This window comes from Jiella soli, assembly GCF_020615385.1.
GTDB lineage: Bacteria > Pseudomonadota > Alphaproteobacteria > Rhizobiales > Rhizobiaceae > VKMB-3413.
This window is the reverse complement of record NZ_JAJAVB010000027.1, coordinates 185,176-210,983: the sequence shown is the minus strand read 5'-3', so window position 1 is coordinate 210,983 and position 25,808 is coordinate 185,176. Positions and strand designations below refer to the sequence as shown.

The following is a 25,808-nucleotide window of genomic DNA, read 5'->3' as shown; positions in this document are numbered from 1 at the left end:
GACGGGAGCCGCCCGGAGGTCCACATCCCCCAGCGAGTGTTCGCCCGGGGATGCGATGATGCTTTGTGCCATGCCCTTGGCGCGCATCAGGGTTTGCGGGACGGGCGTGTTCGCCCCACCTTGCGGGTGACACCGGAAGGTCGGCTGCCCCTTCGGTTCGCCCCGGAAGGATGGCCACAGCCTTCCCGGGTCTTTCCCGGAAGGACGGCCCAACCTTCTCGGGTTTCTCCCGGAAGGACGGAAGGAAGTGTGATGTTCGATTCGCTCCAGGACCGGCTCGGGTCCATCCTGAACGGCCTCACCGGCCGCGGCGCGCTCTCCGAGAAGGATGTCTCGGCGGCGCTGCGCGAGGTGCGCCGTGCGCTGCTGGAGGCCGACGTCGCGCTGGAGGTGGTGCGCGGCTTCACCGACCGGGTGCGCGAGAAGGCGGTCGGCGCCGAGATCCTGAAGTCGATCAAGCCCGGCCAGATGGTCGTCAAGATCGTTCATGACGAGCTGGTCGCGACGCTGGGCGAGACGCAGGTGCCGATCGACCTCAACGCGCCGGCCCCGGTCGTCGTGATGATGGTGGGTCTGCAAGGGTCGGGCAAGACCACCACGACCGGCAAGATCGCCAAGCGGCTGACCGAGCGCCAGAAGAAGAAGGTCCTGATGGCCTCGCTCGACACGCGGCGCCCGGCCGCGCAGGAGCAGCTGAAGGTCCTCGGCGAGCAGACCGGCGTCGCCACGCTGCCGATCATTCCGGGGCAGGGCCCCGTCGACATCGCGAGCCGCGCGCAGCAGGCGGGCCGGCTCGGCGGCTACGACGTCGTCATCCTCGACACCGCCGGCCGCACCCATATCGACGAGCCGCTGATGGTCGAGATGGCCGAGATCAAGCGGCGGGCCACCCCGCACGAGATCCTGCTCGTCGCCGACTCGCTGACCGGCCAGGACGCGGTGAATCTCGCCCGCTCCTTCGACGAGCGCGTCGGCATCACCGGCATCGTTCTCACCCGCGTCGACGGCGACGGGCGCGGCGGCGCGGCGCTCTCGATGCGCGCGGTCACCGGCAAGCCGATCAAGCTGATCGGCGTCGGCGAAAAGATGGATGCGCTGGAGGACTTCCACCCCTCGCGCATCGCCGACCGCATCCTCGGCATGGGCGACATCGTCTCCCTGGTCGAGAAGGCCGCCGAAAACATCGACGCGGAAAAAGCCGCGGCGATGGCCAAGAAGATGCAGTCGGGCAAGTTCGACCTGAACGACCTCGCCGACCAGATCGGCCAGATGCAGAAGATGGGCGGCATGGGCGGGATGATGGGCCTGATGCCCGGCATGGGCAAGATGAAGGACCAGATCGCCGCCGCCGGCCTCGACGACAAGATGCTGAAGCGCCAGCTCGCGATCATCTCCTCGATGACGCGCGAGGAGCGCGCCAATCCCGACCTCCTCAAGCATTCCCGCAAGAAGCGCATCGCGGCCGGCTCCGGCACCTCGTCGGCCGACATCAACAAGCTCCTGAAGATGCACCGGCAGATGGCCGACATGATGAAGGCCATGGGCAAGGGCGGCCGCGGCGGCATGATGCAGAAGATGATGGGCGGCCTCGCCGGCAAGATGGGCATGGGCGGCGGCATGCCCGGGGGCATGCCGGACCTGTCCAAGATGGACCCGAAGGAGCTCGAACAGCTCGCCAAGGCGGCGCAGGCCGGCGGCATGCCCGGCATGCCGAAGGGCCTGCCGCCAGGTCTCGGCGGGCCGGGCGGGATGCCGGGTCTTCCCGGCTCCGGCGGGCTTCCCGGATTTCCGGGCATGCCCGGCAAGAAGAAGTAACGCGAGGGCCGCCACGGCCCGCAGCAGACATTCAACGCATGAACCGGATGCCGGCGACAGAAGGCCGGCACCGTAGAACACCAAGAAGGAAGATCGAAATGCCCCTGAAGATGCGCCTTGCCCGTGCTGGCTCCAAGAAGCGTCCCTATTACCACATCGTCGTCGCCGACGCCCGCTCGCCCCGCGACGGCCGCTTCGTCGAGCAGATCGGATCGTGGAACCCGATGCTGCCGAAGGACGCCCAGCGCGTCACGTTGAACGAGGACCGCATCAAGCACTGGCTCGGCGAGGGCGCCCAGCCGACCGACCGCGTGCTGCGCTTCCTCGACCAGGCCGGCATCGCCAACCGCCCCGAGCGCAAGAACGAGAAGAAGGGCCTGCCGGGCAAGAAGGCGCAGGAGCGCGAGGCCGAGCGCAAGCAGCGCGAGGAGGATGCCCGCGCCGCGGCCGAAGCGGCCGCAGCCGAGGCGGCCGGCGGCGAGGCCTCCGAGGAAGCCAGCGCCTGAGCGCCATCAACTCTACCGGTTTTCATGCGGCGGCGCCCTTCGGGGCGCCGCTTTGCGTTACAAGAGCTTGCGGCGTAGCGGGTGGCTTTTTGGCAAATGCTCCGCAGCGAAATATCACTTTTCCGTTATCGATGCCTCATCGGTAGGGTCTGGCGCAGCCGACGTTCTCGTCGATCCGGAAGCGGGTTCCGATGCGCATGGCCACCGGTCTTGCTGCTGAAGAAGACGCTGATCCTCGACAGCAGCGACCTGACGGATAGGCCCGATAAGAGCCGGGGCGTGGCAGGGATGGGCCAAAAGACACTTTTAATGACCAACGGACAACGCCTTCGGCATCGCCCGGGGTCGGAGCGGGATCGTCGAGGTGCGTCACTCGATGCGGGTCCGCCGTCCGCCAGGCAGCGGGTCGCGCCGCCGGGCCGCGGTTATGTTGCCGGCTGGAGGAATCGGTTGGGGCGCTGCCGCGCGATCGGACGGGCCGTTCGGCAGGAAAGCCTAAGGTAAGCTCCGCTTGCAACCGATAGGCTCGGTTGCCGCGTCTTGCGGCGCTGCGCGTACCGGGGTTTATGGGCTCCGGTACCAGCTTGCCGAAGGATATGCCCGTCATGCCGCGCTCAGCGCCTGCCTCTTCGTTCACCGGCCGCCTGGGCGCCGACGAGAAATGGGCGACGGACATGTTTGCCCTCGCGCCCGTGCCCCTTTGGATCGAGGACTTCAGCGGCGTCAAGGCGTTGTTCGAGAGCTGGCGCGGGGCGGGGGTCATCGCGATCCGCGAGCATTTGCGCGACAATCCCGACCTTGTGGCGGCGGCGGCCCGGCAGATCAAGATCCTTGCGGTCAACCAGCGCACGCTGATGCTGTTCGAGGCGGCGTCCTTCGAAGAGCTCGTCGCCAATATCGACGTCGTCTTCTCCGGCGAGATGATGTCGACGCATATCGACGAGCTGAACCAGCTGTGGGACGGCGCCGAGGAGTTCACCAGCCTCGCCGTCAACTACACGCTTTCGGGACGGCGTCTCGACGTTCAGCTCAAGGCACGGATCCTGCCTGGCCACGAACGCGACTGGAGCCGCGTGCTCCTGTCGACCGAGGACGTCACCGAGCGCGAGGAGGGCCGCCGCCTTCTGGCATCGAGCGAGGCCTTCTCCCGCGGCCTGTTCGAGCATTCGCCGATCTCGCTCTGGGTGGAGGATTTCTCGGTCGTCAAGGACCTGATGGACGAGGTGCGCGAGCGCGGCGTGACCGACTTCCGCACCTTCCTCGACGTCCACCCCGAATTCGTCGTGCGCTGCATGAGCGAAATCCGCGTGATCGACGTCAACTGGCACACGCTCGAACTCTTCAAGGCCGCCGACAAGTCCGATCTCATGGGCCGTCTCGGCGAGGTCTTCCGCGACGACATGGAACAGCATTTCCGCGAGCAGCTGATCGATCTGTGGCAGGGACAGCTTTTCCAGCAGCGGGAGGTGGTCAACTATTCGCTCGACGGCGAAGAACTGCATGTCCACATGCAGTTCTCGGTGTTTCCGGGCCGCGAGGCCGACTGGTCGCTGGTTCAGGTGGCGCTGACCGACATTACGGCGCGCAAGAAGGCCGAGGCCTATCTGGAATTCCTCGGCAAGCACGACATCCTGACCAAGCTCTACAACCGCAGCTTCTTCGTCGACGAGCTCAACCGGCTGGAGCGCAAGGGCCCGGCGCCCGTGACGGTCATCGTCGCCGATCTCAACGGGCTGAAGGCGATGAACGATGCGCTCGGCCACGCCGCCGGCGACGCGCTTCTGCGCCGCGCCGGTGAGGTGTTGCGCGAGGGAGTGCAGAAGCCGCATTGCGCGGCGAGGATCGGCGGCGACGAGTTCGTCATCCTGATGCCCGCGACGGGCGAGGCCGAGGCGATGCAGATGATCGCCGACATCGAGGAACTGGTCGAGGTCAACAACCAGTTCTATTCGGGCCCGGCGCTCTCCTTCTCGCTCGGGCTCGCCACGTCCCTCCAGACCGAGCGTCTGGAGGAAACGGTCAAGCGCGCGGACAAGCGGATGTATGAGGCGAAGCGCGCCTATTACGAGAAGCGCGGCGAGGAGCGCCGCAAGTCGGCCAAGGACTGAAACCGGGAGGCCTTTGAAATGACGTCGCTGATCTGATCCGGTCCCGGGCCGCGTCCTCTCCTTCCTTCGGCGCTTGCGGTCGTTGCCGCATCTGATAGGTCCGGTTCTGGCGACCGGCGAAGGGCCGTCCGCTTAGGGCGCCGGGCGAAAAGTGGAAACCGGTTTTTCGGCCACTCGGCGCGTTACCAAGTAGATCGAGAGCGTCGAGCGATGCCGATTTGTCGCCCGATGCTCTAGTGTCATACGGAAAGCCATGCCGATCGATAAAGCCCCGCTCGACCATCCCGTCCTCCTCGCAGTGATCGGCGGCGCCCACGGCATAAGAGGCGAATGCCGCGTTAAGTCGTTCACGGAAGATCCTGCGGCGCTCGGCGCCTATGGTCCGCTCTTCGACGCGAAAGGCAATCGCTACACCGTGAAGAGCGCGCGGCCTCAGAAGACCATGGTGCTCGTCCGCTTCGTGGAGGTGGCCGACCGCAATCATGCCGAGCGGCTGAACGGCACCGAGCTCTTCGTCGAGCGCGCCCTGCTGCCGGACCCGGAGGGCGACGGTGAATTCTATCTCGACGACCTGATCGGCCTTTCCGTCGAGACGGTCGCGGGCGAGCCGGTCGGCACCGTCGTCGCCGTCCATAATTTCGGCGCCGGCGACATCGTCGAGATCGCGCCCGCGGGCGGCCGCACCGTCATGATCCCATTCTCCGAAGCCGCCGTCCCCGAAATCGATGGCGAGCGGGGCCTGATGATCGTCGAACCCGGAGCGGCGGGGCTGACCGAGGCCGTGCCGGAGCCGGGGGAGGAGAATGAGGATGGCTTCAAACGGTAGCGAAGGCTCCGGCAGCACGATTGCGGGCCTGCCCATCGCGCAGCATCTGCCGGCCGTCACGTGGATGCACCGCGGTCTCGCGCGTTGCAGCCATCCAGTGTATCCCCACGACGCGGCCTTCAGGGAGACACCACCATGATCATCGTAGCCGGCACGCTTCGCCTTTCCGCGGACGATCTCGCCGCCGTCCGGAAGGACGCCGAGGTCGTCCTGACCGCGACGCGCGCCGAGACCGGCTGCCTTGTCTACGCCTTCGCCGAGGATCTCCTCGAGCCGGGCCTCGTCAGGATCTACGAGGAGTGGGAGAGCCGCGAGGATCTTGCCCGCCACGGCCAGTCGGACCACGTCAAGGCCTGGCATCAGGCGCTGAAGCGCGTCACGGTCCTCGGCCGGGACCTGAAGATCGTCGAGGTGGCGTCCACCGAACCGCTCGCCTGACGCCGCCATGGCTTTCCGCGCGACGATCCTGACGCTCTTTCCGGAGATGTTTCCCGGCCCGCTCGGCCATTCCCTGGCGGGCAGGGCGCTCGAACGCGGCGACGCGATCATCGAGACGGTCTTCCTGAGGAAATTCGGCGTCGGCAAGCATCGCGTCGTCGACGACACGCCGGCCGGCGGCGGCGCCGGCATGGTGATGCGGGCCGACGTCCTGGCCAATGCGATCGACGCGGCCAGTCTCGAGGGCGACGCGCGCCCGCGCATCCTCATGAGCCCGCGCGGCAGGCCTTTGACGCAGGCGCGCGTGCGCGAACTGGCGGATGGACCGGGCGCGGTGATCCTCTGCGGGCGTTTCGAGGGCATCGACGAGCGGGTGATCGAGGCGCGCGGGCTCGAAGAGGTGTCGATCGGCGACTATGTCCTGTCCGGTGGCGAGCTCGGGGCGCTCGTTCTTCTCGACGCGGTGATCCGGCTCCTGCCGGGCGTCATGGGCAACGCGCTGTCGGGCGAGACCGAGAGCTTCGAGACGGGGCTCCTCGAACATCCCCACTATACCCGGCCGGCCGAATGGGAGGGGCGGCGGATCCCCGACGTGCTCACCTCCGGCGACCACGGCGCCGTCGAACGCTGGCGCCGCGCGGAGGCCGAGCGAATCACCCGCGAAAGGCGGCCGGATCTCATCGCCCGCTGAACCCGAGGCGAAGGAGGCGCTTCATACGATTTCGTACGCGAAGTCTCCGCCATCGATGCGGACATGCGCCGAGACGACCGCCTCGCCGGCGAGAAGCTTCGTCAGGAACCGGCGCGACAGGTCCGGCAGCAGCGCGTTGGTGACGATATTGTCGATCATCCTGCCGCCGGAATCGGGGTCGCTGCAACGCGACACGATATGGTCGACGACCGCCTCATCAAAGGTGAGCATCGCCTTCAATAGACTTCGAGATCGGCATGGGCGTGCGCCGCGTCACCGGGTCGATCCGCCTTCATGTCGGCGGGGGGGGGCCTGAAGTTATAGTCGTTGAGCGCGGTCAGCCCGCTGGTGAAGCGCCGCTCCGGCATGAAGCGGCTGAGATGCTCCTCGCTTCGGCGGTATTGCCTGTCCGGCGGATTATAGCTGCGGCTGCCGCCCGGCGCATGGCCCCAGCTGGAGACCCCGACGGCCAGGATCAGCCGGTGCTCGCCCTCGCCCTGCTCGAAGAAATGGGCTTCCTGCGCCAAGAGCTGCGGGGGCGGTCGGCCAAGAGGGGACCTTGCATCTGCGCCCGGGAGCGTGCTTCGACGTCCGGCAAAGGACCCATGCACCTTCGTCGCCGGCCAGGACGATTAGCGCGTTCGCCGCCGCTCCGCGGCCGGGTGAACCCGCGCGGCTTGGATGGCGACAGATGATCGGGGGAGTCGACGCTCCGGCGGGCGCCGGAGACATGGCCTATGCAGCGTTCTGCGACAGGCCGTTGGTCATCAGCGCGTAGATCGCGCCGGCGTCATGGGAGTGGCGGATCTGCTCGACGGTGTTGCCGTTGCGCAAGAGCCGCGCGACCTTGGAGAGCGCCTTGAGGTGATCGGCGCCGGAGCCCTCCGGGGCGAGCAGCAGGAAGACGATGTCGACCGGCTGGTCGTCGAGCGCGTCGAAGTCGATCGGCCGGGCCAGCCGGGCGAAGACGCCGACGATCCGTTCGAGGTCGGGAAGCTTGCCGTGAGGAATCGCGATGCCGTTGCCGACGGCCGTCGAGCCGAGCTTCTCGCGCCCGAGGACGGTTTCGAAGATCTCGCGCTCGGGGCGCCCGGTGATCCCGGACGCCTTTTCCGACAGTGCCTGCAGCACTTGTTTCTTGGAGCTGGCCCGCAAGGCGGGCAGGATAGCGGCGGGTTCGATCAGCATCTCGAGATCCATCGCAGGCCTGCCTTCTGCTTCTTGGCGCGCCAACCTGACGCTCGAACCTTGTGCTGCGCTCAAGCGTCGCTCGAATAGTTCGACGGATCGACCCAGCCGTAGTTCCCGTCGTGACGGCGGAAGACGATATTGAGCGTGCCGGACGTGGCGTTCTTGAACAGCACGAATGGGCTGTCCTGGCGGTCGAGCTCCATGACCGCACCGGCCACGGAAAGCGTGCCGACCTTCAGCGTGGTCTCGGCGATGATCGCCGGAGCGTAGTCCTCCGGCACTTCCTCCGCTTCTTCCGGAATCGCGGCCATGATCGAATAGGCCATGTCCCGGCGGGCATCGGACTGGTGATTCTTCAGGCGGCGCTTGTAGCGGCGCAGGCGCTTCTCGATGCGTTCCGCAGCGTCTCCGAAGCTGGCTTCCGGGTCGTGCGCCTCGCCGGCAGCCTGGAACACGACGCCGGTGTCGAGATGCACCGTGCAGTCGGTAGCGTAGCGCGGACCGTCTTTCGACACGACGACAGTGCCGGAGAAATTGCCGTCGAAATATTTGTCGACCGCTTCTCCCAGCCGCTCCTCGATCCGCGTGCGAAACGCCTCGCCCACGTCCATATGCTTGCCCGAAACACGGAGGCTCATGCCCGTCTGCTCCTTTTCTTCACGCGATGACGCGTGATCATTCCCGTCGGTCGTCGTCAACGCGCCGCATCGCCACAAGGTCCACATGCGGGTCGATATCGCGTACGCGTCGATCCTGCCCGGCCTTTGCCACCACCGAGGGCGAGAAGTGGCGCCTTCTAGAAACGTACATAGGGTCTGTCAACGAAATGCCGAAGAGCGCGCGCCCGCAGCTGGCGCGGCGCTGTCCATATCCGGGCGGGGCCACGGTGCCGATTCAGGAGGCGAGCCGGCGCGCATTCATCTCGCGCCGCCGCTGGATGGAGGAGGGAATGCCGAGCGCCTCCCGGTACTTGGCGACCGTGCGCCGGGCGAGATCGACGCCCTCCTTCTTCAGGACCGCGGCGATGTCGTCGTCCGACATCACCTTGCCGGCGCTCTCGGCGTCGATCAGAATCTTGATCCGGTGCTTCACGCTCTCGGCCGAATGGGCGTCGCCGCCGTCGGCGGAGGCGATGGCGACGGTGAAGAAGAAGCGCATCTCGAACGTGCCGCGCGGGGTCGCGATGTATTTCGTCGAGGTGACGCGGCTGACGGTGGATTCGTGCATGCCGATCGCCTCGGCCACGGACATCAGCGTCATCGGCTTCAGCCCGCCGACGCCCCGGGTCAGGAAGCCGTCCTGGCGGCGGACGATCTCGCTGGCGACCTTCAGGATCGTCTTCGCGCGCTGATCGAGCGAGCGCACCAGCCAGTTCGCCGACTGCTGGCATTCGCCGAGAAAGGCGCGATCGTCGTCGGTCCGCACCCCTTCGCGCACAATCCGCAGATAGTCGTTGTCGACGAGCACGCGGGGCAGGGCGTCGGGGTTCAGCTCGACCCGCCAGCCGCCTTCGGCTGATTCGGTGACGATGACGTCTGGCACGATCGCCTCGAACCCGTCATGATCGAAGGCGTGGCCGGGTTTGGGATCGAGTCCGCGGATCTCCGTCAGGATGTCCATCAGCCCGCTATCGTCTTCGCCGGTCAGCCGGCGCAGTTCGGCGAAGTCGCGCCGGGCGAGAAGATCGAGATGGTCGAGAACCATCGCCACCACCGGGTCATAACGATCCTGCCGCTTGAGCTGGATCGCGAGGCACTCGGAAAGATCGCGGGCGAAGAGACCCGCCGGCGTCGCTTCCGCCTGAAGATGCGCGAGAACCCGCTCGGCCAGCTCGGGCTTGATGGAAAGGTCGGAGGCGATCTGGGGAAGCGTGAGCCTCAGATAGCCGCTCTCGTCGAGATGCTCGACCATCGCCTCGGCGATCTTGCGCCGCGGACCGGGGGGGATCGCGTCGGCGACCTCCGCCAAGGCATGAGCGTGAAGCGACGGGCGCCGCTCGGCAATCTCCTCGATCCGGAACTCGCCATCGCCCGAGTGAGCCCGCCCCGAACCGCCGCCGGAGGCGGTGCGCGTCCTGATGGCGGCCGGCTCGGACCCGCCCGCTCCGGACTTGGCCGGCTGTTCGGGACGGCCGCAGTCGGAAAGAGCAGCGACGGACGGTTTCGCGCCGATCTCGGCGCCGGCCTCCGATCCCGCAGCCCGGTCGCCGGAGGAATAGGCCAGCAGCGGATTGCGCTCCATCTCCGTGTCGACGAAAGCCTGTAGCTCCAGATGACTGTACTGGAGAAGACGGATCGACTGGAGCAGCTGGGGTGTCATCACCAGCGACTGCGTCTGTCGGAACTGCAGCTTCGCGGATAGAGCCATGGAACGTCGAAGTTACTCGCTTGAGGCAGGAGGCGGCCGAACCAGCCTCTTTCGGCGAAAGACATCCACTCTCCGGAAGCCTTGCTCCCGAGCATCCTCCCGACGAGTGGACCCGTCATCTGCATGAAAGCGGGTCGGGAAGATGGTTGTCAATCGAATGACATCGAAGATGGTGCACATTCCCAGGCCATGCCGCGGCCGAGAGGCCGTGCCGAACCGGCGCGGTCCCATGCGTTCAGCACGAGCGGAGAAATAGCCTTCCAGCCCTTGCGGCGTCAGAAGCTGAAGCGGTCGCCGAGATAGAGGCGCCGCACATCGGGGTTGTCGACGATCTCCTGCGGACTGCCATGGGTCAGCACCGCACCGGCATGCATGATGTAGGCGCGGTCGATCAGCCCCAGCGTCTCGCGGACGTTGTGGTCGGTGATCAGAACGCCGATGCCGCGCGCGGTCAGATGCCGCACGAGCCCCTGGATGTCGGAGACCGCGATGGGGTCGACACCGGCAAAGGGCTCGTCCAGCAGCATGAAGGAGGGCTTGGAGGCGAGCGCCCGTGCGATCTCGCAGCGCCGCCGTTCGCCGCCCGAAAGCGAGGTCGAGGGCTGCTTGCGCAGATGCGAGATGTGGAACTCCTCCAGAAGTGCGTCGAGCTCGCGCTCGCGCACCGCCCGGTCGCGCTCGACCACTTCGAGGACGGCCCGAATATTGTCCTCGACCGACAGGCCGCGGAAGATGGAGGCTTCCTGCGGCAGGTAGCCGATTCCGAGCCGGGCACGCCGATACATCGGCACCTGGGTGATCTCCTCGCCGTCGAGGAGGATGCGTCCGGAATCGACCGGCACGAGGCCGGTGATCATGTAGAAGCAGGTGGTCTTGCCGGCGCCATTGGGGCCGAGCAGCCCCACCGCCTCGCCGCGACGGACGAGAAGGCCGACATCATCGACCACCCGGCGGCCGCGATAGGTCTTGGTCAGCCCGACGGCGATCAGCGTTCCGCGCAGACGCTGGCGCCGCTGTTCGGCCTCGTCCCCGGATCCCTCCGGCACGTCGGCGAGCGCCGGACCGGCGGCGGAGCCCCCCTCACGGGCAGGCTGCGGGTCCGCCGGGCGGCCCTGTTCCCGCGCCGTCTCTTGCAGTCCGAAATTCAAAGCGTTCTGGCTCACTGTCCGCTTTGGCCGGCGCCCTGCTGGCCGGGTGTCAGCATCAGATGGACGCGGCCGCTGCGACCGCTGGCGCTCTGTCCGCAATCCTGGCTTTCGAGCCTGGCGACGCCGGTGTCCATCTTGATCGTCAGGCGGCATCCCTGCGCGACGTTCTCGCCCTGCGTCAGAACCACGTCGCCGGTCATCACGACGACCTGGCTCCCCATGTCGAAGGAGGCGTTGTCGGCGGTCGCGACCTGGTCGGCGGACTTCACATAGACCTTCCCGCTGGCGTCGAGCCGCTCGATCTGGCTCGATCCGCCGGGCAGCGCGCCGGCCTTGGGGGCCTCGTCGGTACCGCCTTCCGGCTTCTTGTAGTGGACCTTCAGCTTGCCGGTGCGCAGCACGGTCTCGCCCTGGGCGACCGCCACATTGCCGGAAAAGGTCGCGACGGCGTTGCGATCGTCGACGTCGAGCTGGTTGGATTCGATCGAGATCGGCTGGTCGCCCTGGATCTGCAGCCCGGTGAAGCTCTTGCCGAGGCCCGCGCTCTGCCCCTCCTGGGCGGCAGCGACGCCGGTCAGGATCACGCAAAGCGCGAGCCCGGCCGATACGGCCGAACTATTGATATGGAAGAAGTCCCGCATGGATTTATTCGCCAACCGTCCGCTCCTGATCGCTGCCCGCCGTTGCGGCCGGTTCCAGCAACATCCGTACCCTGCCGCCGAAGGACAGCATTTTGCCGCCGTCCGCAACGGTAACCGTCTGCGAACGGATCGTCTGGCTCGCAGTCTTGATCATCACGGGTCCGGTGCCCAGCAGCTTTCCGGACGACAGATCGATGTCGGCATCGGTCAGATGAATGGTGATGCCGTTGGTCGTCTCGACGCCGATGCCGTCGGTCAGAGCCAGCGTCCCCGTCGTCGCGTCGTAAGAGCCGGCCTTTGCCGAGATGTCGGCCTGGGCGTCGTCCCCGATCGCCACGCGCGCCTTCACCCGTTCGAGGTCGATCCGGCCGCCGGTCAGGGACTGGATGGCCCGCTGGGCGACCAGTTCGTACGGACGGTCGTTGCCGTCGACGCCCGACATGCGCGGATCCTGCATGACCACCCGGCCTTTGTCGATCGAGGCCGCGGACACCGACACGTCGTCCGGCAGGCTGCGCGCGAGCCAGACCGCAATTCCGCCGCCGATGAAGATCAGCGTCGCGACGACCGGCAGGCCGATCTTCAGGAGCCGGACGTAGCGGGAATGGCGGCGAGCGCGCGCAAATTCGGCTGCGACCCGGGCCGGGGTATTGCGTCCTGCGTCGACGGCAAGATGATGGCTGGCGACGGCAGCATCCATGTCGGCCTCGTCAATGTCCACAATCACGCGGATTCCACAACCATGTGAAACCCCTCTCTGCGGTCGTCCACACCTTGTCGGCGCGCGGCGTCCGCTCCCCCCACGGTCCCGCATCTAACATCAATACGGGCTTTTTGCGTCAATTCCAGAAAACTTTCCCGTATTGCGCCCCTCTATGATGATCGCCGGCTGAGTTTCCTGGCCGGAGCCGGCTTCCCCGCCTCCCGGCTTCGCGCTAACCCTCCACCCTCTCTTGCCAATCGGAGCCGACCATGGCCGCCCTCGCCGAGGACATCATCGACCGCCGGAGGCTGCGCCGAAAGCTCAGCTTCTGGCGGATTTTCGCCTTCACCATCGCCGCTCTGGCTGTCGTCGCCCTGGCTCTCGCTTTCGCGTTCAGGGACCGGGGCGCGGCGGGATTGTCCGACGAGATCGCCCGCGTCTCGATCGACGGAATGATCCTGGAAGACAAGAAGCTCCTCGATCTTCTGGACAGGCTGCGACGCGACGACGCGGTGAAGGCGGTGGTGCTGAGGATCGACTCGCCCGGCGGCACCACGACGGGCGGAGAGGCGACTTTCGAAGCCGTCCGCGCGATCGCCGCGGTCAAGCCCGTCGCGGCGGAGGTCGGCACGCTCGCAGCTTCGGCGGCCTACATGATCGCCGCCGGAACCGACCACATCGTCGCCCGCCGCACCTCGATCGTCGGCTCGATCGGCGTGATCTTCCAATATGTCGACGCCTCCAAGCTGCTGGACACGATCGGCGTCGAGGTCAATGCGATCAAGTCGGCCCCGATGAAGGCCGAGCCCTCGCCCTTCGGCCCCGCGCCCGAAGAGGCCAAGGAGATGATCCGCCGCCTGGTCATGGACACGTTCGACTGGTTCGTCTCTCTCGTCGCAGAGCGCCGTGGCCTGTCGATCCAGGATGCGCGGGCGCTTGCCGACGGCTCAGTGTTCAGCGGCCGCCAGGGGCTCGAGCGCAAGCTCGTCGATGCGATCGGCGGCGAGGAAGAGGTCCGCCGCTGGCTGGAAGAGGAGCGGGGCGTGCCGAAAGGCCTGAAATTCGTCGACCGCAAGCCGGAGGCCGACGGATATGGCTGGCCTTTTTTCACCAGCGCCAAGTCGTTGATTTTCAGCGCCCTTGGGCTCGACCCGGAAGCGGGCTCGCTCGACGAGGCCCTGTTTCGCAAGGCCGGTCACCTTGACGGGCTGGTATCGCTCTGGCAGCCTTCACAAGGCCGTGTAGGACTTCAGTGAAGCCACGGATTTGTCTGGTATTTCGTTCTGCCCGCTGACGTTCGGTGAGTAGATAGGAGGCCGGACGCAAGAGTGCTGCCGCAGCCAGGAGATGCAACGAAATGATCAAGTCGGAGCTGGTCCAGGCCATCGCCAGTCGCAATCCCCATTTGTACCAGCGCGACATCGAGACCATCGTCAATGCGATCTTCGACGAGATCACCGAGGCGTTGTGCGAGTCGAACCGCGTCGAATTGCGCGGGTTCGGGGCTTTCTCGGTGAAGCATCGCCCGCCGCGCTCCGGGCGCAACCCGCGCACGGGCGAGGCCGTCGAGGTCGACGAGAAATGGGTGCCGTTCTTCAAGGCCGGCAAGGAACTGCGCGAGCGGCTCAACAAGGAATGATCGCAGGCCCGGCCGCGTTGACCCGGCGACGCAGTCGGTTATCTTCCGTCTCCTGATGGCCTCGTCGCCGGCCCGGCCGGTCGCAGCCTTATCGCAACGCTGACAGGCGGATGTCCATGATCGCGAAGATCCTTTCCTTCATCATCCTCGTGCCGATCGCGATCATCCTCGTCGTTTTCTGCGTGGCCAATCGCGAACTCGTCCCGGTCTCCCTCGATCCGATCGGCACCATGCCGCAATTCGCCTTCCAGGCGCCGCTGTTCATCCTTTTGATGGGCTCGGTGATCCTTGGCATCGTCCTCGGCGGTCTCGGCACCTGGTTCACCCAGGCGCATTACCGCCGCAAGTCCTGGAAGCGGAAGTACGAGGTCGAGCGGCTGCGCCGGGAGGCCGAGGAGCACAAGGCGCGGGCCCGGCAGCTTCAGGAAGAGAGGGACCGCGCCGCGCTCGCTCCGCCGACCGGTGCCGGATCCACCGCTATCGTCACCTCGCGCGCCGCCTGATCTCACGGAGCGCCGAGGCGGGCCGGGCGACGATTACCTCCGCCCCGATCTCCGTGCGGAAGGTAACGCGCCCGTTCCATTCTACGATGACAGCCGGCCCGACCAAGGCCGGCTGAACATCTTTAGGTCATCCTCAGGCGGAGGTCGTTTCGCCCGCGGCTTTCGCTTCTCCGCCGGAGACCTTCTCGGCAAAGCAGTCGAAGAACTGGCCGGCGAGCTTTTTGGCGGTCGAGTCGATCAGCCGCCCGCCGAGCTGGGCCAGCTTGCCCCCGACCTGAGCGCTGACGGAATAGGTCAGGATCGTCTCGGCCCCGTCCTCGGCAAGGTGAACGTCTGCGCCGCCCTTGGCGAAGCCGGCGATCCCGCCCTTGCCCTCGCCGACGATGGAATAGCTCTCCGGCGCGTTGATGTTCTCGAGCCGGACCTCGCCGTTGAACTTGGCCTTGACCGGCCCGACCTTCGTCGTCACCGTCGCCTTCATCTCGTTGTCGCCGGTCTTTTCGAGGCTCTCGCAGCCGGGAATGCAGTTCTTGAGCACCTCCGGGTCGTTCAAAGCCGCCCAAACGGTTTCGCGCGGTGCCGGCAGTCGGTATTCGCCCTTCAGATCCATGGTCTTCCTCCCTGCTTGCGGACCGGGGTGCCGGCCCGCCATCGATAAGTGAGGCTCCTACCTTCACGCTTCCGCGTCTTTTGCCAAGGCCGGAACATCAGGTTATGGAGCCGATTGCACCAAAGAAGCACGAATGGAGAAGAGCCTTGGCGCGAAGCCGGCGGCCGAACCGGAAGGGTCCCGTGGAGGGCGAAGAGCGGCCGCGGCGGCCTGCCCGCGGCGCCGGGCCGAAGCCGGAGGGCGGAGCAGGACTTCCTGTGGGCGCTGCCGGCGCGCCCGCAGCCGCCGCCCAGCGACTCGATCTGCCGAAGCGCGAAGGCGCCCGGCCTCCTCTCGACGCGCCGAGAGTCCTCACCGTCCGCGAATCCGAGGACTATGCCCTCATCGATTCCGGCGCCGGCGAAAAGCTTGAGCGCTACGGCCCGCTCCGTGTGCGGCGCCCGGAGAACCAGGCGATCTGGTCGCCGCGGCTCGGAGCCTCCGACTGGAACCGGGCGGACGCCGTCTTCACCGGCGACACCGACGAGGAGGGCACCGGGCGCTGGCGCTTTCCCATCGAGCCGCTCGGCGAGACCTGGCCGCTGTCCCATGAGGGCCTTTCCTATCTCGGCCGCTTCACCTCCTTCCGCCATGTCGGGGTGTTTCCCGAGCAGTCGGCGCACTGGTCCTTCGCCTGCGAGGCGATCGCCCGGGCGGGACGGCCGGTCCGGCTCCTGAACCTCTTCGGCTATACCGGTCTCGCCTCGCTGCTGGCGGCCCGGGCGGGGGCCGAGGTGACGCATGTCGACGCCTCCAAGAAGGCGATCGCCTGGGCTCGGGAGAACCAGGAGGCGGCCGGGCTGACCGATCGGCCGATCCGCTGGATCTGCGAGGACGCGGTGCGCTACGCCGAGCGCGAGGTGAAGCGGGGCAGCCGCTACGACGCGATCCTGCTCGATCCGCCGAAATTCGGCCGCGGCCCGAAGGGCGAGGTCTGGCAACTCTTCGACGATCTGCCCTATCTCGTCGGGCTCGCCCGCGAACTTCTGTCCGATCGTCCGCTCTTCGTGATACTCACCGCCTATTCGATCCGCGCCTCCTTCTATGCGCTGTCGGCGCTGATGGGCGAGGCGTTCCGCGGCCTCGGCGGGCGGATCGAGGCCGGCGAACTCATCATCGAGGAGCAGGGCGAAGAGCCGCGGCTCCTGTCCACTTCGCTTTTCTCCCGCTGGATAGCCGACAATGCCTGATCAGAAGTCGCCGAAGCCGGGCGGAACCCAACCCGGGGCGTCGGCCAGGTCCCCGCTGCGTGCGCCCGGCCGCGTGAAGGAGGTGACCAGCGCCGCCAATCCGCTGGTCAAGGACATCCGCGCTCTCGCCCAGAAGAAGCACCGCGAGGAGACCGGCCTCTTCCTGGTAGAGGGCCTGAAGCTCGTCGTCGACGGGCTCGATGCTGGGTGGGAGCTGTCCACCCTGGTGATCGCCAAGGCCGCCGCCGGAAACCAGATGCTCGAAAAGACCGCCGCGCGGGCGGTGGCTTCGGGCGCCGACGTCATCGAGGCGAGCGCCAAGGTTCTCGAAGCGATCACCCGCCGCGACAATCCGCAGAATGCCGCCGGCGTCTTCCGCCGCAGGCTGGCACCGCTTGCCTCGCTCGTCCCCGCCGCCGGCAACGTCACCGTGGTGCTCGACCGTGTCCGCGACCCCGGCAATCTCGGCACGGTGCTGCGCACGGCGGATGCGGCGGGCGCGGCCGGCCTCGTCCTCGTCGGCGACACGGTGGACCCGTTCTCGCTGGAGACCGTGCGCGCCACCATGGGCTCGATCTTCGCCGTACCGATCGCCCGCGCCAGGGAGGCCGAATTCCTCGCCTGGCGCAAGGACTTCCGCGGCCTCGTCGTCGGCACGCATATGCGCGGCGTGACCGACTATCGGACACCCGACTACGCCGGCCAGCCCGTCCTCCTCGTCATGGGCAATGAGCAGGCGGGCCTCTCCGACCCGATGGCGGACGCCTGCGACCTCCTCGTGCGCATTCCGCAGGCGGGGCGTGCCGACAGTCTCAACCTCGCCGTCGCCACCGGGATCATGCTGTTCGAAGTTCGCAGGAAGGCTCTTTCGCTATGAGCCGGCGCCTCGTCGCGTTCAATCTCCTCGTCGTCGTCCTGTCGGTGGTGATCGACCAGGCCATCAAGGCGCTGGTCGTCGCCACGATGGGGCTCGGCGATGCGATAGAGATCCTGCCATTCCTCGCGCTCTTTCACGCCCGCAACACCGGCATCGCCTTCTCGATGTTCGCCGGGCTCGGCGATGTCGGCCTCTCGCTGCTCGCCCTCGCCGTGCTTGCGGTCGTTCTCGTTCTCTGGTGGAAGACGCCAGCGGGCCGCAGGCTGACGCATTTCGGCCTGGCGATCATCGTCGGCGGCGCGATCGGCAATCTGATCGACCGCATCAGGCTCGGCTATGTGGTTGATTATGTCTACTTCCACACGCCGGTCTGGGCCTTCGCCATCTTCAACTTCGCCGACGCGCTGATCACGATCGGCGCCGTGCTGATCCTTATCGACGAGTTCATCCTGGCGCCGCGGGCGAAGGCCTCGCCGCACTGAGCGATGTCGCCTGCGGACTTGTCCGGCCGGGTCCGCCGCCGCGATGCGCTTGGGGCCAGCTTGGGGCCACCGCGAGCCTTGCCGGATTGACAAGACCGCGTGGCGCGCTCTTTGCGTTATGTCGGATAAGAGGCTGCCGAGCGGCGGACGATGGGAGAAGGGACGATGAGCGACACCTTCAAGGCGATCCTGATTTCGCGCGACGAGGCCAAGAAGCAGTCGGTCGACATCGTGGACATGTCACCCGACGATCTGATGGAGGGCGATGTCGACGTGCGCGTCGAGGCGACCACCGTCAACTACAAGGACGGCCTCGCCATCACCGGGAAGGCGCCGATCGTGCGCCGCTGGCCGATGATCCCCGGCGTTGATCTCGCCGGCACCGTGATGCGCTCGACCAATCCTGAATGGAAGGAGGGCGACAAGGTCGTCCTCAACGGCTGGGGCGTCGGCGAGACGCATTACGGCGCCTTTGCAGGCCTCGCCCGGCTGAGGGGCGAATGGCTGGTGCCGCTGCCCGAGCGCTTTTCGGCCGAGGACGCGATGGCGATCGGCACGGCCGGCTACACCGCGATGCTGTCGGTGCTGGCGCTGGAGCGTGCCGGTCTCAGCCCCGAGCGGGGGCCGGCGATCGTGACCGGGGCCTCGGGCGGTGTCGGCTCGTTCGCGGTGGCGTTGCTTGCGAGGCGCGGCTGGCATGTGATCGCCTCGACCGGACGCACTGTGGAGGCGGACTATCTGAAATCGCTCGGCGCCGCCGAGGTGATCGACCGCTCGGAGCTTTCCGAGCCCGGCAAGCCGCTCGGCAAGGAGCGCTGGGCCGCCGGCATCGACGCGGTCGGCAGCCACACCCTCGCCAATGTCCTCGCCTCCACGCGCTATCATGGTGCCGTCGCCGCCTGCGGTCTTGCCCAGGGCATGGACCTGCCGGTGACCGTCGCGCCCTTCATCCTGCGCGGCGTCTCGCTCCTCGGAATCGATTCCGTGATGGCGGAACGGCCATCGCGGCTGGAGGCCTGGGCACGCCTCGCCGAGGATCTGACGGACGAGACCCTGGGGTCGATCGGGACGAGGATCGGCTTCGACGGGATTCTGCAGGCCGCCCATGACATCGTCGATGGGCGCATCCGCGGGCGGGTCGTGGTCGCCATGCCGTGACCGGTTCCACACTTTCACCATTGGCGGTTTGCCACAAATGCGACCATACTATGCCGCGTCCAGTCACGAAACCGTCGCCGAATTTTCGTAATCGATGGCTGTCGAACGGTTGAAGCCGATGGAGGAAACGATGGGTGCAGACGGCGTTGAGCAAGCCGGACCGATGCGTATGATGCCAGCGCGGATGACGCCATTGACTCGCGATTTCGGCGGCGTCGTTCTGCGCTTCGTTCCGGCCAAGATGCGCCACATGGCCCGCCGCTTCGATCCCGCCGCTCCATCGCTCGGCCGCATGGGGCAGCTCGAAGTGCGTCTCGCACGCTCCGCCGCCGAGGTGAAGGCCGCGCAGCAGCTGCGCTACCGCATCTTCTATCAGGAGATGAGCGCGCAGCCGTCCAAGCTGCAGAAGATGACCCGACGCGACCGCGACGGCTTCGATCGTTATTGCGACCATCTCCTCGTGATCGATCATGCGCGGGGCGGACCGATCGCCCAGCGGATCGTCGGGACATACCGGCTGATGCGCCAGGAATCGGCGGCGCTCGCCGGCGGCTTCTATACAGCGCAGGAGTTCAACATCGCGCCCATGCTGGCCCGGCATCGCGGCAAGCGCTTCCTTGAACTCGGCCGCTCCTGCGTTCTCAAGGACTATCGCGGCAAGCGCACGGTCGAACTGCTCTGGCAGGGCATCTGGTCCTATGTCCTCGCCCACGACATCGACGTGTTGTTCGGCTGCGCCTCGCTTTCGGGCACCGATCCGGAGGCGCTGGCCGTGCCCCTGGCCTTCCTGAAGACGAATGTCGCCTGCCCGCCGGAATGGAAGGTGCGGGCGCACGACCATCGCGGCACCTTCCTCGCCGATGGGGTGGAGGGTACTGACGCCCGCCAGGCCTTTGCCGCCATGCCGCCGCTGCTCAAGGGCTATCTGCGCCTCGGCGGCTATATCGGCGAGGGGGCGGTGGTCGACCATCAGTTCGGCACGACTGACGTCCTTGTCGTCCTGCCGCGGGCGAACATCAATCCCCGCTATATCGGCTATTATGGCGCCGATGCGAGCCGCTTCGCGGCCTGACCGGTCGCCGCGCTCGCATCGCGCCTAGGTTTTCCGAGCGCCGCCGGTCACGACCGGCGGCTCGCTTCCAGAAGTGCGGACCGAAGCTGCGATAATCGCCGGCGGTCGTCGGACGCATTCCGCGTGGCTGAACTGACATGTCTCCGGGCTGTGGCTGCCCGTTCATCTCACGCAGTGCGAAGCCGTTTTCTCAAAAGCGCCATCCAGCTCTTTTCCCGCATCTCGCGATCGAGTGGCAGCGGCCGCATCGTGGCGCCGTCCGGCCGCGGCAGGACGTCGGGGATCCAGCTGTAGCGATCGGTCATGCCCCAGGCGATCACGGCCTCCGGCGGCCCGTCCGCGAGGATGGCGTCGAGGAAGTCGGAAAGAATGGCCTCGGCGCGCGCGTCCTGCGCCTCCGCATCCGCCGGCTTCTGCCAGTCGATGACGTCGAGCTCGGTTACCATCAGCCCGACGCCGAGCTTTCGAAGCTCGGCCTGGAAGGTGAGGAGAGCCTCGGTGTCGATCGTGTGGTCGGTGTAGAGGTGACCTTGGATTCCCACCGTGTCGACCCTGATATTGCGGTCGTGAAGCTGCTGGACGATCCCCAGCATGACGCGCCGGCGGGCGTCGTATTCGGCGCCGGCAAATTCGAGATTGTAGTCGTTGATCACGAGGCGCGCCGCCGGATCGGCCCGCGCCGTCGCCTCGAAGGCGATCGGGATGTGCCGCGGCCCGAGCTTGCGCAGCCAGACCGTGTCGCGCAGCGAACGGCCGTCATAGATCGGATCGTTGGCGACCACTTCGTTGACGACGTCCCAGCTCTGGAGCCGGCCCCGATAGCGGTCGGTCACCCGTTCGATGTGCTCGACCAGCGCCTTTTCCGCTTCGGCAGGGGTTTCCAGCGCTTCGACCCAGTCCGGCGTCGAGTTCCACCAGACATGGCAGGTGCCGCGGCTCTTGCGGCCGTGGCTAAGGGCGAAGTCGACGAGCTTGTCGGCCGGCTCGAAGTTCCACGTCTCGCGGGTTGGCCGGATCTGCCCGAACTTCAGCTCGTTCATCGGCATGATCAGGTCGCAATAGTCGAGAAATGCCTGTCGATAGGCGGGGTCACTCTCGATATACTCGGCCTGGATAGCGCTGCCGAACGGTACCCCGGTCTCGGCCGGCGGCTGCGCCCTCGCGTGACCCGCGACAGGCGACAGGGCGAGCCCGGCGCCGGCCATGAGGACGGAACGCCGCGTTAAGGTTCTGGAGCTATCAGAGGTGTTCGAGCGTGGCTCCGCCGCTTCGGATCGCGGATGCAGGTGGTCTGGGGATTGCCTGCCGGCCCGATCTCGGGTGAGGGTCGTCATCAGCCGTCTTGCTCCTCGGGACAATGGCCATGCCACAGATCGCATCCTGGATCGAAAGCCTTAAGGGCAACCTAAACCTTGTCCGCGACTACGCCTCCCTGCTCGGCGGCTCGGCCGGCCGGCTGGTCCTGTCGCTCGCCTATTTCGTCTGTGTCGCCAACGGGCTCTCGGTCGCCGACTTCGGCCTGTTCGCGACCGCATCGGCGACCGGCATCGTGCTCTCGCGGATCGCCGGCTTCGGTTTCGTCTCGCCGCTCTACCGCGTCGCAACCGTTCGCAAGAGGCTCGTCGGCGCCTATACGGCCGGCTTCCTCGCCGCGCTCGTGGTCTCGCTGCCGGTGGTCGCGGTCGCCGCCGCCGGCTTCTACGTCGCCTTCTTCTCCTCCGACATGCCGGTCCCGGCCTTCGTCGCGGTCGTGCTCGCGGAGGTCCTGTGCTGGCGGATGCTCGAGGTCGTCGTCATCGTCAACAACGGGCTCGGCCGGTTCCTGCAGGGCGCGATCATCGTCATCGGCGGCAGCGCGATCCGCGCGGTGGCCGCTGGCGCCTTCTTCGTCTTCAGCGACGGGGACCTGACGACCTGGGCCTTCGCCTATCTCGCCGCCAATGCGGTCGCGGCGGTCGTCGCCGTCTGCGTGTTCTATCCCCGCCAGCGCCTGCGCTTCGAGCCGACGCTCTACATGGCGCGCTGGCGCGACAGCGTCTCGGTCGCCGGTGCCGAGATCGTCTTCTATCTGCAGTCGGAACTCGACAAGCTTCTGGTCCTGTCGCTGGGGGGCGCCGAGATCGCCGGCATCTACGCCATCCTGATGCGGCTGATCGACCTGACGGCGCTGCCGATCCGTTCGTTCAACACCATGATCGTGCAGAAGCTGATGAGGACGCCGCACTGGCTGACGGCCTGGCGCGTGCGCTGGGGCATTGAGGCGGGGGTAGCGCTGGTCTCGATCGCCGGACTCGCCTTTCTTGGCGGCTTCCTGCACTTCTTCCCGCGCGCGCTCGGCGACAATGTCGCCAGCGCCGCGCCGCTCGTCCTGGTGCCGCTGTTCGTTCCGGCCTTCCGCAATCTGGTCGAATATGAGAGCGAGCTTCTCTATGCGCGGGGCCGCACCACGCTGCGCGCCCTGATCCTGGCGATCGTCGGTCTGATGAAGGCCGGCCTGATGGTCGTCCTGTTCCGGGCGATGCCGGATCGGACCGACTGGATCCTCGGCCTCAACGGCCTGTTCCTGACGCTCTGGATCGTCTCGGCCGCCTCGACCTATGCCGCGCTCGACTGGTCGCGGTCGCGGCTTCCCCGGCAGCGCTCGGAGATGCTGATCAATCCAGTCCCGCAGCCCGGCGAATGAGCGACGGATCGGTGGCGGTGAAGGACTGGATCCCCGCCGCCACCTGATGCGGCGCGAGGTGGGCCGTGAAATCCGCGAGTTCGCCGGCATCGAGCGCCTCGCCCGCCCAATACATCTGGCAGAGCGACAATTGGCTCTCCTGGTGGCGGTCGGGCCGGCCTTCGACCTCGTCGACGAACCGGCCGTAGATCGTGCATTCCGACAGGCTTCGCGTCGCGGCGAGGGCGGCCATCCAGCTGCGGCCCGTCGTCGCCTCGATCCGCGCGACCATCTCGCGGACCGTGTCGCTGCGCCAGGCGATGAGGGTGGCGATATAGCCGGTATCGGTCGTCGCGGGCGCGTCGATCCCGAGGAGTTCGGCGGCCTTGAGCGACCATCGCCGGTGTTCGTCCAGGCGGTCGGGGAGGACGTTGCTCAGGGCGCCGGGCCTGCGGTAGAACTTGACCCGCCCGTCGTTCCAGAACCAGCCGAGATCGAAGTCGCGCAGGAAGACGACGTCGGAATCGACCGAGATCATCATCGCCTCGTCGATTGCGGCTCCGATCGCGATGCGCCTGAGCTGCTGGACATGCCAGCCACGGAGCGGCAGGCCTTTCGGCGACAGCCAGATCCGGCGGCGGCCCGCGGTCAGGGGATCGGGAAACGGCCGCAGCCAGAACGGCAGGAGGTCGCGCTCGTCGACGATCTCGCGCCGCGGTCCGGCGAGTTGGCGAAACAGCGGGACGTCGGCCGCTTCGACCAGGATCAGATGGCGTTCATGGCCCGAAACCCGCCGGTCGATGCTTTCGCAGAGCAGGCGGCAGCGCTCGAAGTCGCCGGCATAGCTTGCCGTAACGATCACCGATGTCGGCTCCAGCGCCCACCCGGATTCGCCGGTGCTCGCCCACGCGGACGGGCCGAGCGTAGCCTTCGCGGCCCGCTCTGCACTGCGCCTTGCCACCGGACGAGCGTCACGGAGCGACCTAGTGGTTATGGCTCCGGACATAGCGATCTCTCAGGATTGCGGCGAGGAAGATGGGATTGCCGAGAATGTAGCGGCGCCACAGCCGGGCAGGCTCGAGCGACAGGCGCCAGACCCACTCCGCCCTGACGGCGCGGACCAGCCGGGGCGCCCGCTGGACCTCGCCGGCCAGAAAGTCGAGCAGGGCGCCGACGCCGATGAAGAGCCGGCCGTGCTCCGGCGTGAGGTGTTCAGCGATGAACCGCTCCTGGCCCGGCACGCCGAGGGCGACGATCACGATGTCCGCCTTGGCCGCCGCCAGCTTCTTGAGAACCTCGGGCCGATGGTCGGCCCCGAAATAGCCGTCCGAAACGGCGAGGAAGGTGTGCCCGGGAATGTCCACGGCAAGCCGCTCGGCCGCCCGTTCGGCGACGCCGGGGGCAGCGCCGATCAGCGCGACGCGCAGGCGATACGGCGCGAGCGCCGCCAGGAGCCGCGGCACGAAATCGGTGCCGTTGAGGTTCTCGGTAAAGGGGCGTCCGTGGAGAATTCGGCCGGCGAGATCGACCCCGATTCCGTCGGGCAGGACGAGAAATCGGCGCAGCGCAGCGTGATAGGCCGGGTCGTTGCGGGCGACGTTGACGCAATGGGCGTTGAGGAATGCGAGGCGCGTCGTCCGGCCGGCGGCGAGCGCCGCAGCGAGGTCGGCGATCACCGTCGTTCCGGCCGCGTCCGTCACCTCGATGCCAGCAATGGCCTGGGTCCTCTCGGACTGCCGGAGGCGCGGCACGACGGCCAGATTGCTCAGGATCTCCGGTCGCATCAAAGGCCTCCGATCTGCCGGGCCGGCCTCGTGACCTCGGCGCGTCGTGCTGGTTCGGGGGAGGACATCGCTGCGGCACTCCTTCGGTCGCTCTCTCGGGCGAAGCGGTGGAGCCCCGCCGCAACCGCCCGGTCGAGCGCCTCCGTCTGCGAGCGGGCGAATGCGCCGCCGTCGAGCCGGGCGAGGCGTCCGGTCCGCTCCGCCTCAACCAGTTCGACGAGCGCCGACGCGAAATCGTCCGCCGCCTCGGCGATACGGACATTCGCCGGCAGCGAATCGATGCCACGCAGCGCCTGCGGTGTCGCGACCGCCGGCATGCCCTCCTCGAAGGTTTCCAGCGTCTTCAGCTGGACACCGGTGCCGCCCTTGGTCGCCAGGGCGACGACGCGGGAGGCGTTGACGAAGGCCTGTGCATCCGGAACGCGCCCGACGAAGCGCACATTCTCCGGCGCGGACGGCGGCGGACCGTCGAACCGGCCGGCGATCGCCACGGTGATGCCCGCGGGGAGGCGCGGCGCGACTTCGCTGACGAACCAGTCCAGACCGATGCGGTTCGGCGCCCAGCTCCAGGTGCCGATCAGCCCGACATCATGTCGCCGCTCGCCAGTGTCGGGGAGGGCGGAGCGTCCGACCGACAGCGCAAGCGGAAGGCATTTTTCGGCACCCGCGAGCCCAAGGCCGGTCGCATCCTCCGCGCTCAGAGTATGGACGACCACCGCATCGCGGCAGATCCGGGCCTCGGCCTGTTTCAAGAGCGACGCCTCGCGCCGATAGAGCAGGCGGGAGAGACGGCCGGCGGCGCTCTCGGCGTTTCCCGAAGCCGATTTGTGTTCGACATTGTGGGCGATGAAGATCGAGGGATGCGCGCGGGCAAGAAAGGGATAGGCGGCCGGCATCTGGATCGAGTTGAGGATGAGGCCGTCGATCGGCCCGGCTTCGGCCAGCCGCTCGAGCAGCCGCCGGCGACCGTAACTCGCCACCTTCGCCGCCGCGATCGGGCGGTTGGACATCATCGCCTCGGCGACCCAGCGCATCTTCTGCCAACGCGAGGCGCCGGCATTCTCGATCGCGAGATCGCCGAGCGAGATCGCGCCCTCGGGTATCGCGGCGCCCGGACGCCGGAATCCGGCCAGCGTCAGCCGGACACCCTGACGCCGATAGGCCGCGACGATCGCCTGGTTGGCGATCTCGTAGCCGGTGGTCGGATCTTTGTCCGGCAAGAGGGACGAAACGAACAGGAAGTGCGGGTCCATGGGACGGTCAGGGCCTTTCCATCATGCTGCATCCTGCCACCCGACCCGTTGACGTCAGGCTAATGGCTTTGCGTAAACTGTTTCGAAACCGTGATGGTGAGAGCC

26 protein-coding genes and 2 pseudogenes are annotated in these 25,808 nt (G+C 67.2%); 15 read left to right on the top strand and 13 right to left on the bottom strand.

Features of this window, described 5'->3' with window-relative positions; genetic code table 11:
* Window positions 1-252: 252 nt before the first annotated feature.
* The 6 genes from ffh to trmD all read left to right on the top strand — a co-directional run bounded on the left by ffh (window position 253) and on the right by trmD (window position 6,384).
* Window positions 253-1,815, top strand: coding sequence for a signal recognition particle protein (ffh, locus tag LH400_RS19475; protein WP_229154827.1), 1,563 nt, complete (start codon window positions 253-255; stop codon window positions 1,813-1,815).
* Between the two features lie 98 nt (window positions 1,816-1,913).
* Window positions 1,914-2,321 carry a 30S ribosomal protein S16 gene (gene rpsP, locus LH400_RS19470; protein WP_229154826.1) on the top strand — a complete coding sequence of 136 codons (408 nt, stop codon included), beginning with the start codon at window positions 1,914-1,916 and terminating at the stop codon, window positions 2,319-2,321.
* Between the two features lie 674 nt (window positions 2,322-2,995).
* A complete protein-coding gene (locus LH400_RS19465; protein WP_229154881.1) occupies window positions 2,996-4,429 on the top strand; it encodes a sensor domain-containing diguanylate cyclase in 1,434 nt (477 codons plus the stop codon).
* A 253-nt stretch (window positions 4,430-4,682) separates the two neighbouring features.
* Window positions 4,683-5,255 (top strand): ribosome maturation factor RimM, encoded by a 573-nt coding sequence (gene rimM, locus LH400_RS19460; RefSeq protein WP_229154825.1) that lies wholly within the window; start codon window positions 4,683-4,685, stop codon window positions 5,253-5,255.
* A 135-nt stretch (window positions 5,256-5,390) separates the two neighbouring features.
* Window positions 5,391-5,693 (top strand): putative quinol monooxygenase, encoded by a 303-nt coding sequence (locus LH400_RS19455; protein ID WP_229154824.1) that lies wholly within the window; start codon window positions 5,391-5,393, stop codon window positions 5,691-5,693.
* Window positions 5,694-5,700: 7 nt separating this feature from the next.
* Window positions 5,701-6,384: a tRNA (guanosine(37)-N1)-methyltransferase TrmD gene (gene trmD / locus LH400_RS19450; RefSeq protein WP_229154823.1), complete on the top strand. Its 684-nt coding sequence runs from the start codon at window positions 5,701-5,703 to the stop codon at window positions 6,382-6,384.
* A gap of 21 nt (window positions 6,385-6,405) precedes the next feature.
* Here trmD and LH400_RS19445 read toward each other — a convergent pair whose 3' ends face one another.
* From LH400_RS19445 to lptC, 8 genes are all read right to left on the bottom strand, one after another.
* Window positions 6,406-6,615, bottom strand: coding sequence for a ClpB D2-like domain containing protein (locus LH400_RS19445; protein ID WP_370638434.1), 210 nt, complete (start codon window positions 6,613-6,615; stop codon window positions 6,406-6,408).
* A gap of 5 nt (window positions 6,616-6,620) precedes the next feature.
* Window positions 6,621-6,911, bottom strand: a complete 291-nt coding sequence (locus tag LH400_RS19440; protein ID WP_229154822.1) for a contractile injection system protein, VgrG/Pvc8 family — start codon at window positions 6,909-6,911, stop codon at window positions 6,621-6,623.
* Window positions 6,912-7,119: 208 nt separating this feature from the next.
* A complete protein-coding gene (ptsN, locus tag LH400_RS19435) occupies window positions 7,120-7,584 on the bottom strand; it encodes a PTS IIA-like nitrogen regulatory protein PtsN (protein ID WP_229154821.1) in 465 nt (154 codons plus the stop codon).
* A 59-nt stretch (window positions 7,585-7,643) separates the two neighbouring features.
* On the bottom strand, window positions 7,644-8,213 hold the full coding sequence (gene hpf, locus LH400_RS19430; RefSeq protein ID WP_229154820.1) for a ribosome hibernation-promoting factor, HPF/YfiA family: 570 nt from the start codon (window positions 8,211-8,213) through the stop codon (window positions 7,644-7,646).
* A gap of 256 nt (window positions 8,214-8,469) precedes the next feature.
* The gene (gene rpoN / locus LH400_RS19425) at window positions 8,470-9,942 is read right to left on the bottom strand and encodes an RNA polymerase factor sigma-54 (RefSeq protein ID WP_229154819.1); all 1,473 of its coding nucleotides are present in this window, start codon (window positions 9,940-9,942) and stop codon (window positions 8,470-8,472) included.
* A gap of 275 nt (window positions 9,943-10,217) precedes the next feature.
* Window positions 10,218-10,988 (bottom strand): LPS export ABC transporter ATP-binding protein, encoded by a 771-nt coding sequence (gene lptB, locus LH400_RS19420; protein ID WP_229154879.1) that lies wholly within the window; start codon window positions 10,986-10,988, stop codon window positions 10,218-10,220.
* Between the two features lie 113 nt (window positions 10,989-11,101).
* Entirely contained in the window at window positions 11,102-11,746 is a 645-nt protein-coding gene (locus tag LH400_RS19415; protein WP_229154818.1) for an LptA/OstA family protein, read from the bottom strand.
* A complete protein-coding gene (lptC, locus tag LH400_RS19410) occupies window positions 11,736-12,545 on the bottom strand; it encodes an LPS export ABC transporter periplasmic protein LptC (RefSeq protein WP_229154817.1) in 810 nt (269 codons plus the stop codon). The genes LH400_RS19415 and lptC overlap by 11 nt, the downstream gene beginning before the upstream one ends.
* Window positions 12,546-12,703: 158 nt before the next feature.
* Here lptC and sppA point away from each other — a divergent pair, with 158 nt between their 5' ends.
* The 3 genes and pseudogenes from sppA (at window position 12,704) to LH400_RS19395 (ending at window position 14,576) form a co-directional block, all read left to right on the top strand.
* On the top strand, window positions 12,704-13,690 hold the full coding sequence (sppA, locus tag LH400_RS19405; RefSeq protein ID WP_229154816.1) for a signal peptide peptidase SppA: 987 nt from the start codon (window positions 12,704-12,706) through the stop codon (window positions 13,688-13,690).
* Between the two features lie 89 nt (window positions 13,691-13,779).
* Window positions 13,780-14,073, top strand: a pseudogene (locus tag LH400_RS19400) (integration host factor subunit beta); the annotation flags it as partial.
* Window positions 14,074-14,189: 116 nt separating this feature from the next.
* Window positions 14,190-14,576 (top strand): lipopolysaccharide assembly protein LapA domain-containing protein, encoded by a 387-nt coding sequence (locus LH400_RS19395; protein ID WP_229154814.1) that lies wholly within the window; start codon window positions 14,190-14,192, stop codon window positions 14,574-14,576.
* Window positions 14,577-14,709: 133 nt separating this feature from the next.
* Here the strand turns inward: LH400_RS19395 and LH400_RS19390 are convergent, their stop codons facing one another.
* Complete coding sequence (locus LH400_RS19390; protein WP_229154813.1) at window positions 14,710-15,186, bottom strand: SRPBCC family protein; 477 nt, start codon at window positions 15,184-15,186, stop codon at window positions 14,710-14,712.
* 104 nt (window positions 15,187-15,290) lie between these two features.
* On the opposite strand from LH400_RS19390, the gene LH400_RS19385 reads away from it, so the two are divergent.
* From LH400_RS19385 to olsB, 5 genes and pseudogenes are all read left to right on the top strand, one after another.
* Window positions 15,291-16,415: an RsmD family RNA methyltransferase gene (locus tag LH400_RS19385; protein WP_370638433.1), complete on the top strand. Its 1,125-nt coding sequence runs from the start codon at window positions 15,291-15,293 to the stop codon at window positions 16,413-16,415.
* Entirely contained in the window at window positions 16,408-17,292 is an 885-nt protein-coding gene (locus tag LH400_RS19380; RefSeq protein ID WP_229154811.1) for a TrmH family RNA methyltransferase, read from the top strand. The genes LH400_RS19385 and LH400_RS19380 overlap by 8 nt, the downstream gene beginning before the upstream one ends.
* A pseudogene (gene lspA / locus LH400_RS19375) lies at window positions 17,289-17,757 on the top strand (signal peptidase II); the annotation flags it as partial. The gene LH400_RS19380 and the pseudogene lspA, both read left to right, overlap by 4 nt.
* A gap of 182 nt (window positions 17,758-17,939) precedes the next feature.
* Window positions 17,940-18,932 (top strand): acrylyl-CoA reductase (NADPH), encoded by a 993-nt coding sequence (acuI, locus tag LH400_RS19370; RefSeq protein WP_229154809.1) that lies wholly within the window; start codon window positions 17,940-17,942, stop codon window positions 18,930-18,932.
* 184 nt (window positions 18,933-19,116) lie between these two features.
* On the top strand, window positions 19,117-20,004 hold the full coding sequence (olsB, locus tag LH400_RS19365; protein WP_229154808.1) for a l-ornithine N(alpha)-acyltransferase: 888 nt from the start codon (window positions 19,117-19,119) through the stop codon (window positions 20,002-20,004).
* A gap of 167 nt (window positions 20,005-20,171) precedes the next feature.
* Here the strand turns inward: olsB and LH400_RS19360 are convergent, their stop codons facing one another.
* Complete coding sequence (locus tag LH400_RS19360) at window positions 20,172-21,209, bottom strand: endo-1,4-beta-xylanase (protein ID WP_229154807.1); 1,038 nt, start codon at window positions 21,207-21,209, stop codon at window positions 20,172-20,174.
* A gap of 158 nt (window positions 21,210-21,367) precedes the next feature.
* Here LH400_RS19360 and LH400_RS19355 point away from each other — a divergent pair, with 158 nt between their 5' ends.
* On the top strand, window positions 21,368-22,687 hold the full coding sequence (locus LH400_RS19355) for a lipopolysaccharide biosynthesis protein (protein ID WP_229154806.1): 1,320 nt from the start codon (window positions 21,368-21,370) through the stop codon (window positions 22,685-22,687).
* On the opposite strand, the gene LH400_RS19350 is transcribed toward LH400_RS19355, so the two are convergent.
* The 3 genes from LH400_RS19350 to LH400_RS19340 form a co-directional block, all read right to left on the bottom strand.
* Entirely contained in the window at window positions 22,659-23,528 is an 870-nt protein-coding gene (locus LH400_RS19350; RefSeq protein ID WP_229154805.1) for a DUF6492 family protein, read from the bottom strand. The genes LH400_RS19355 and LH400_RS19350 overlap by 29 nt on opposite strands.
* Window positions 23,529-23,649: 121 nt before the next feature.
* Window positions 23,650-24,450: a WecB/TagA/CpsF family glycosyltransferase gene (locus tag LH400_RS19345; RefSeq protein WP_229154804.1), complete on the bottom strand. Its 801-nt coding sequence runs from the start codon at window positions 24,448-24,450 to the stop codon at window positions 23,650-23,652.
* On the bottom strand, window positions 24,450-25,703 hold the full coding sequence (locus LH400_RS19340) for a glycosyltransferase family 4 protein (protein ID WP_229154803.1): 1,254 nt from the start codon (window positions 25,701-25,703) through the stop codon (window positions 24,450-24,452). The genes LH400_RS19345 and LH400_RS19340 overlap by 1 nt, the downstream gene beginning before the upstream one ends.
* Between the last annotated feature and the right edge of the window lie 105 nt (window positions 25,704-25,808).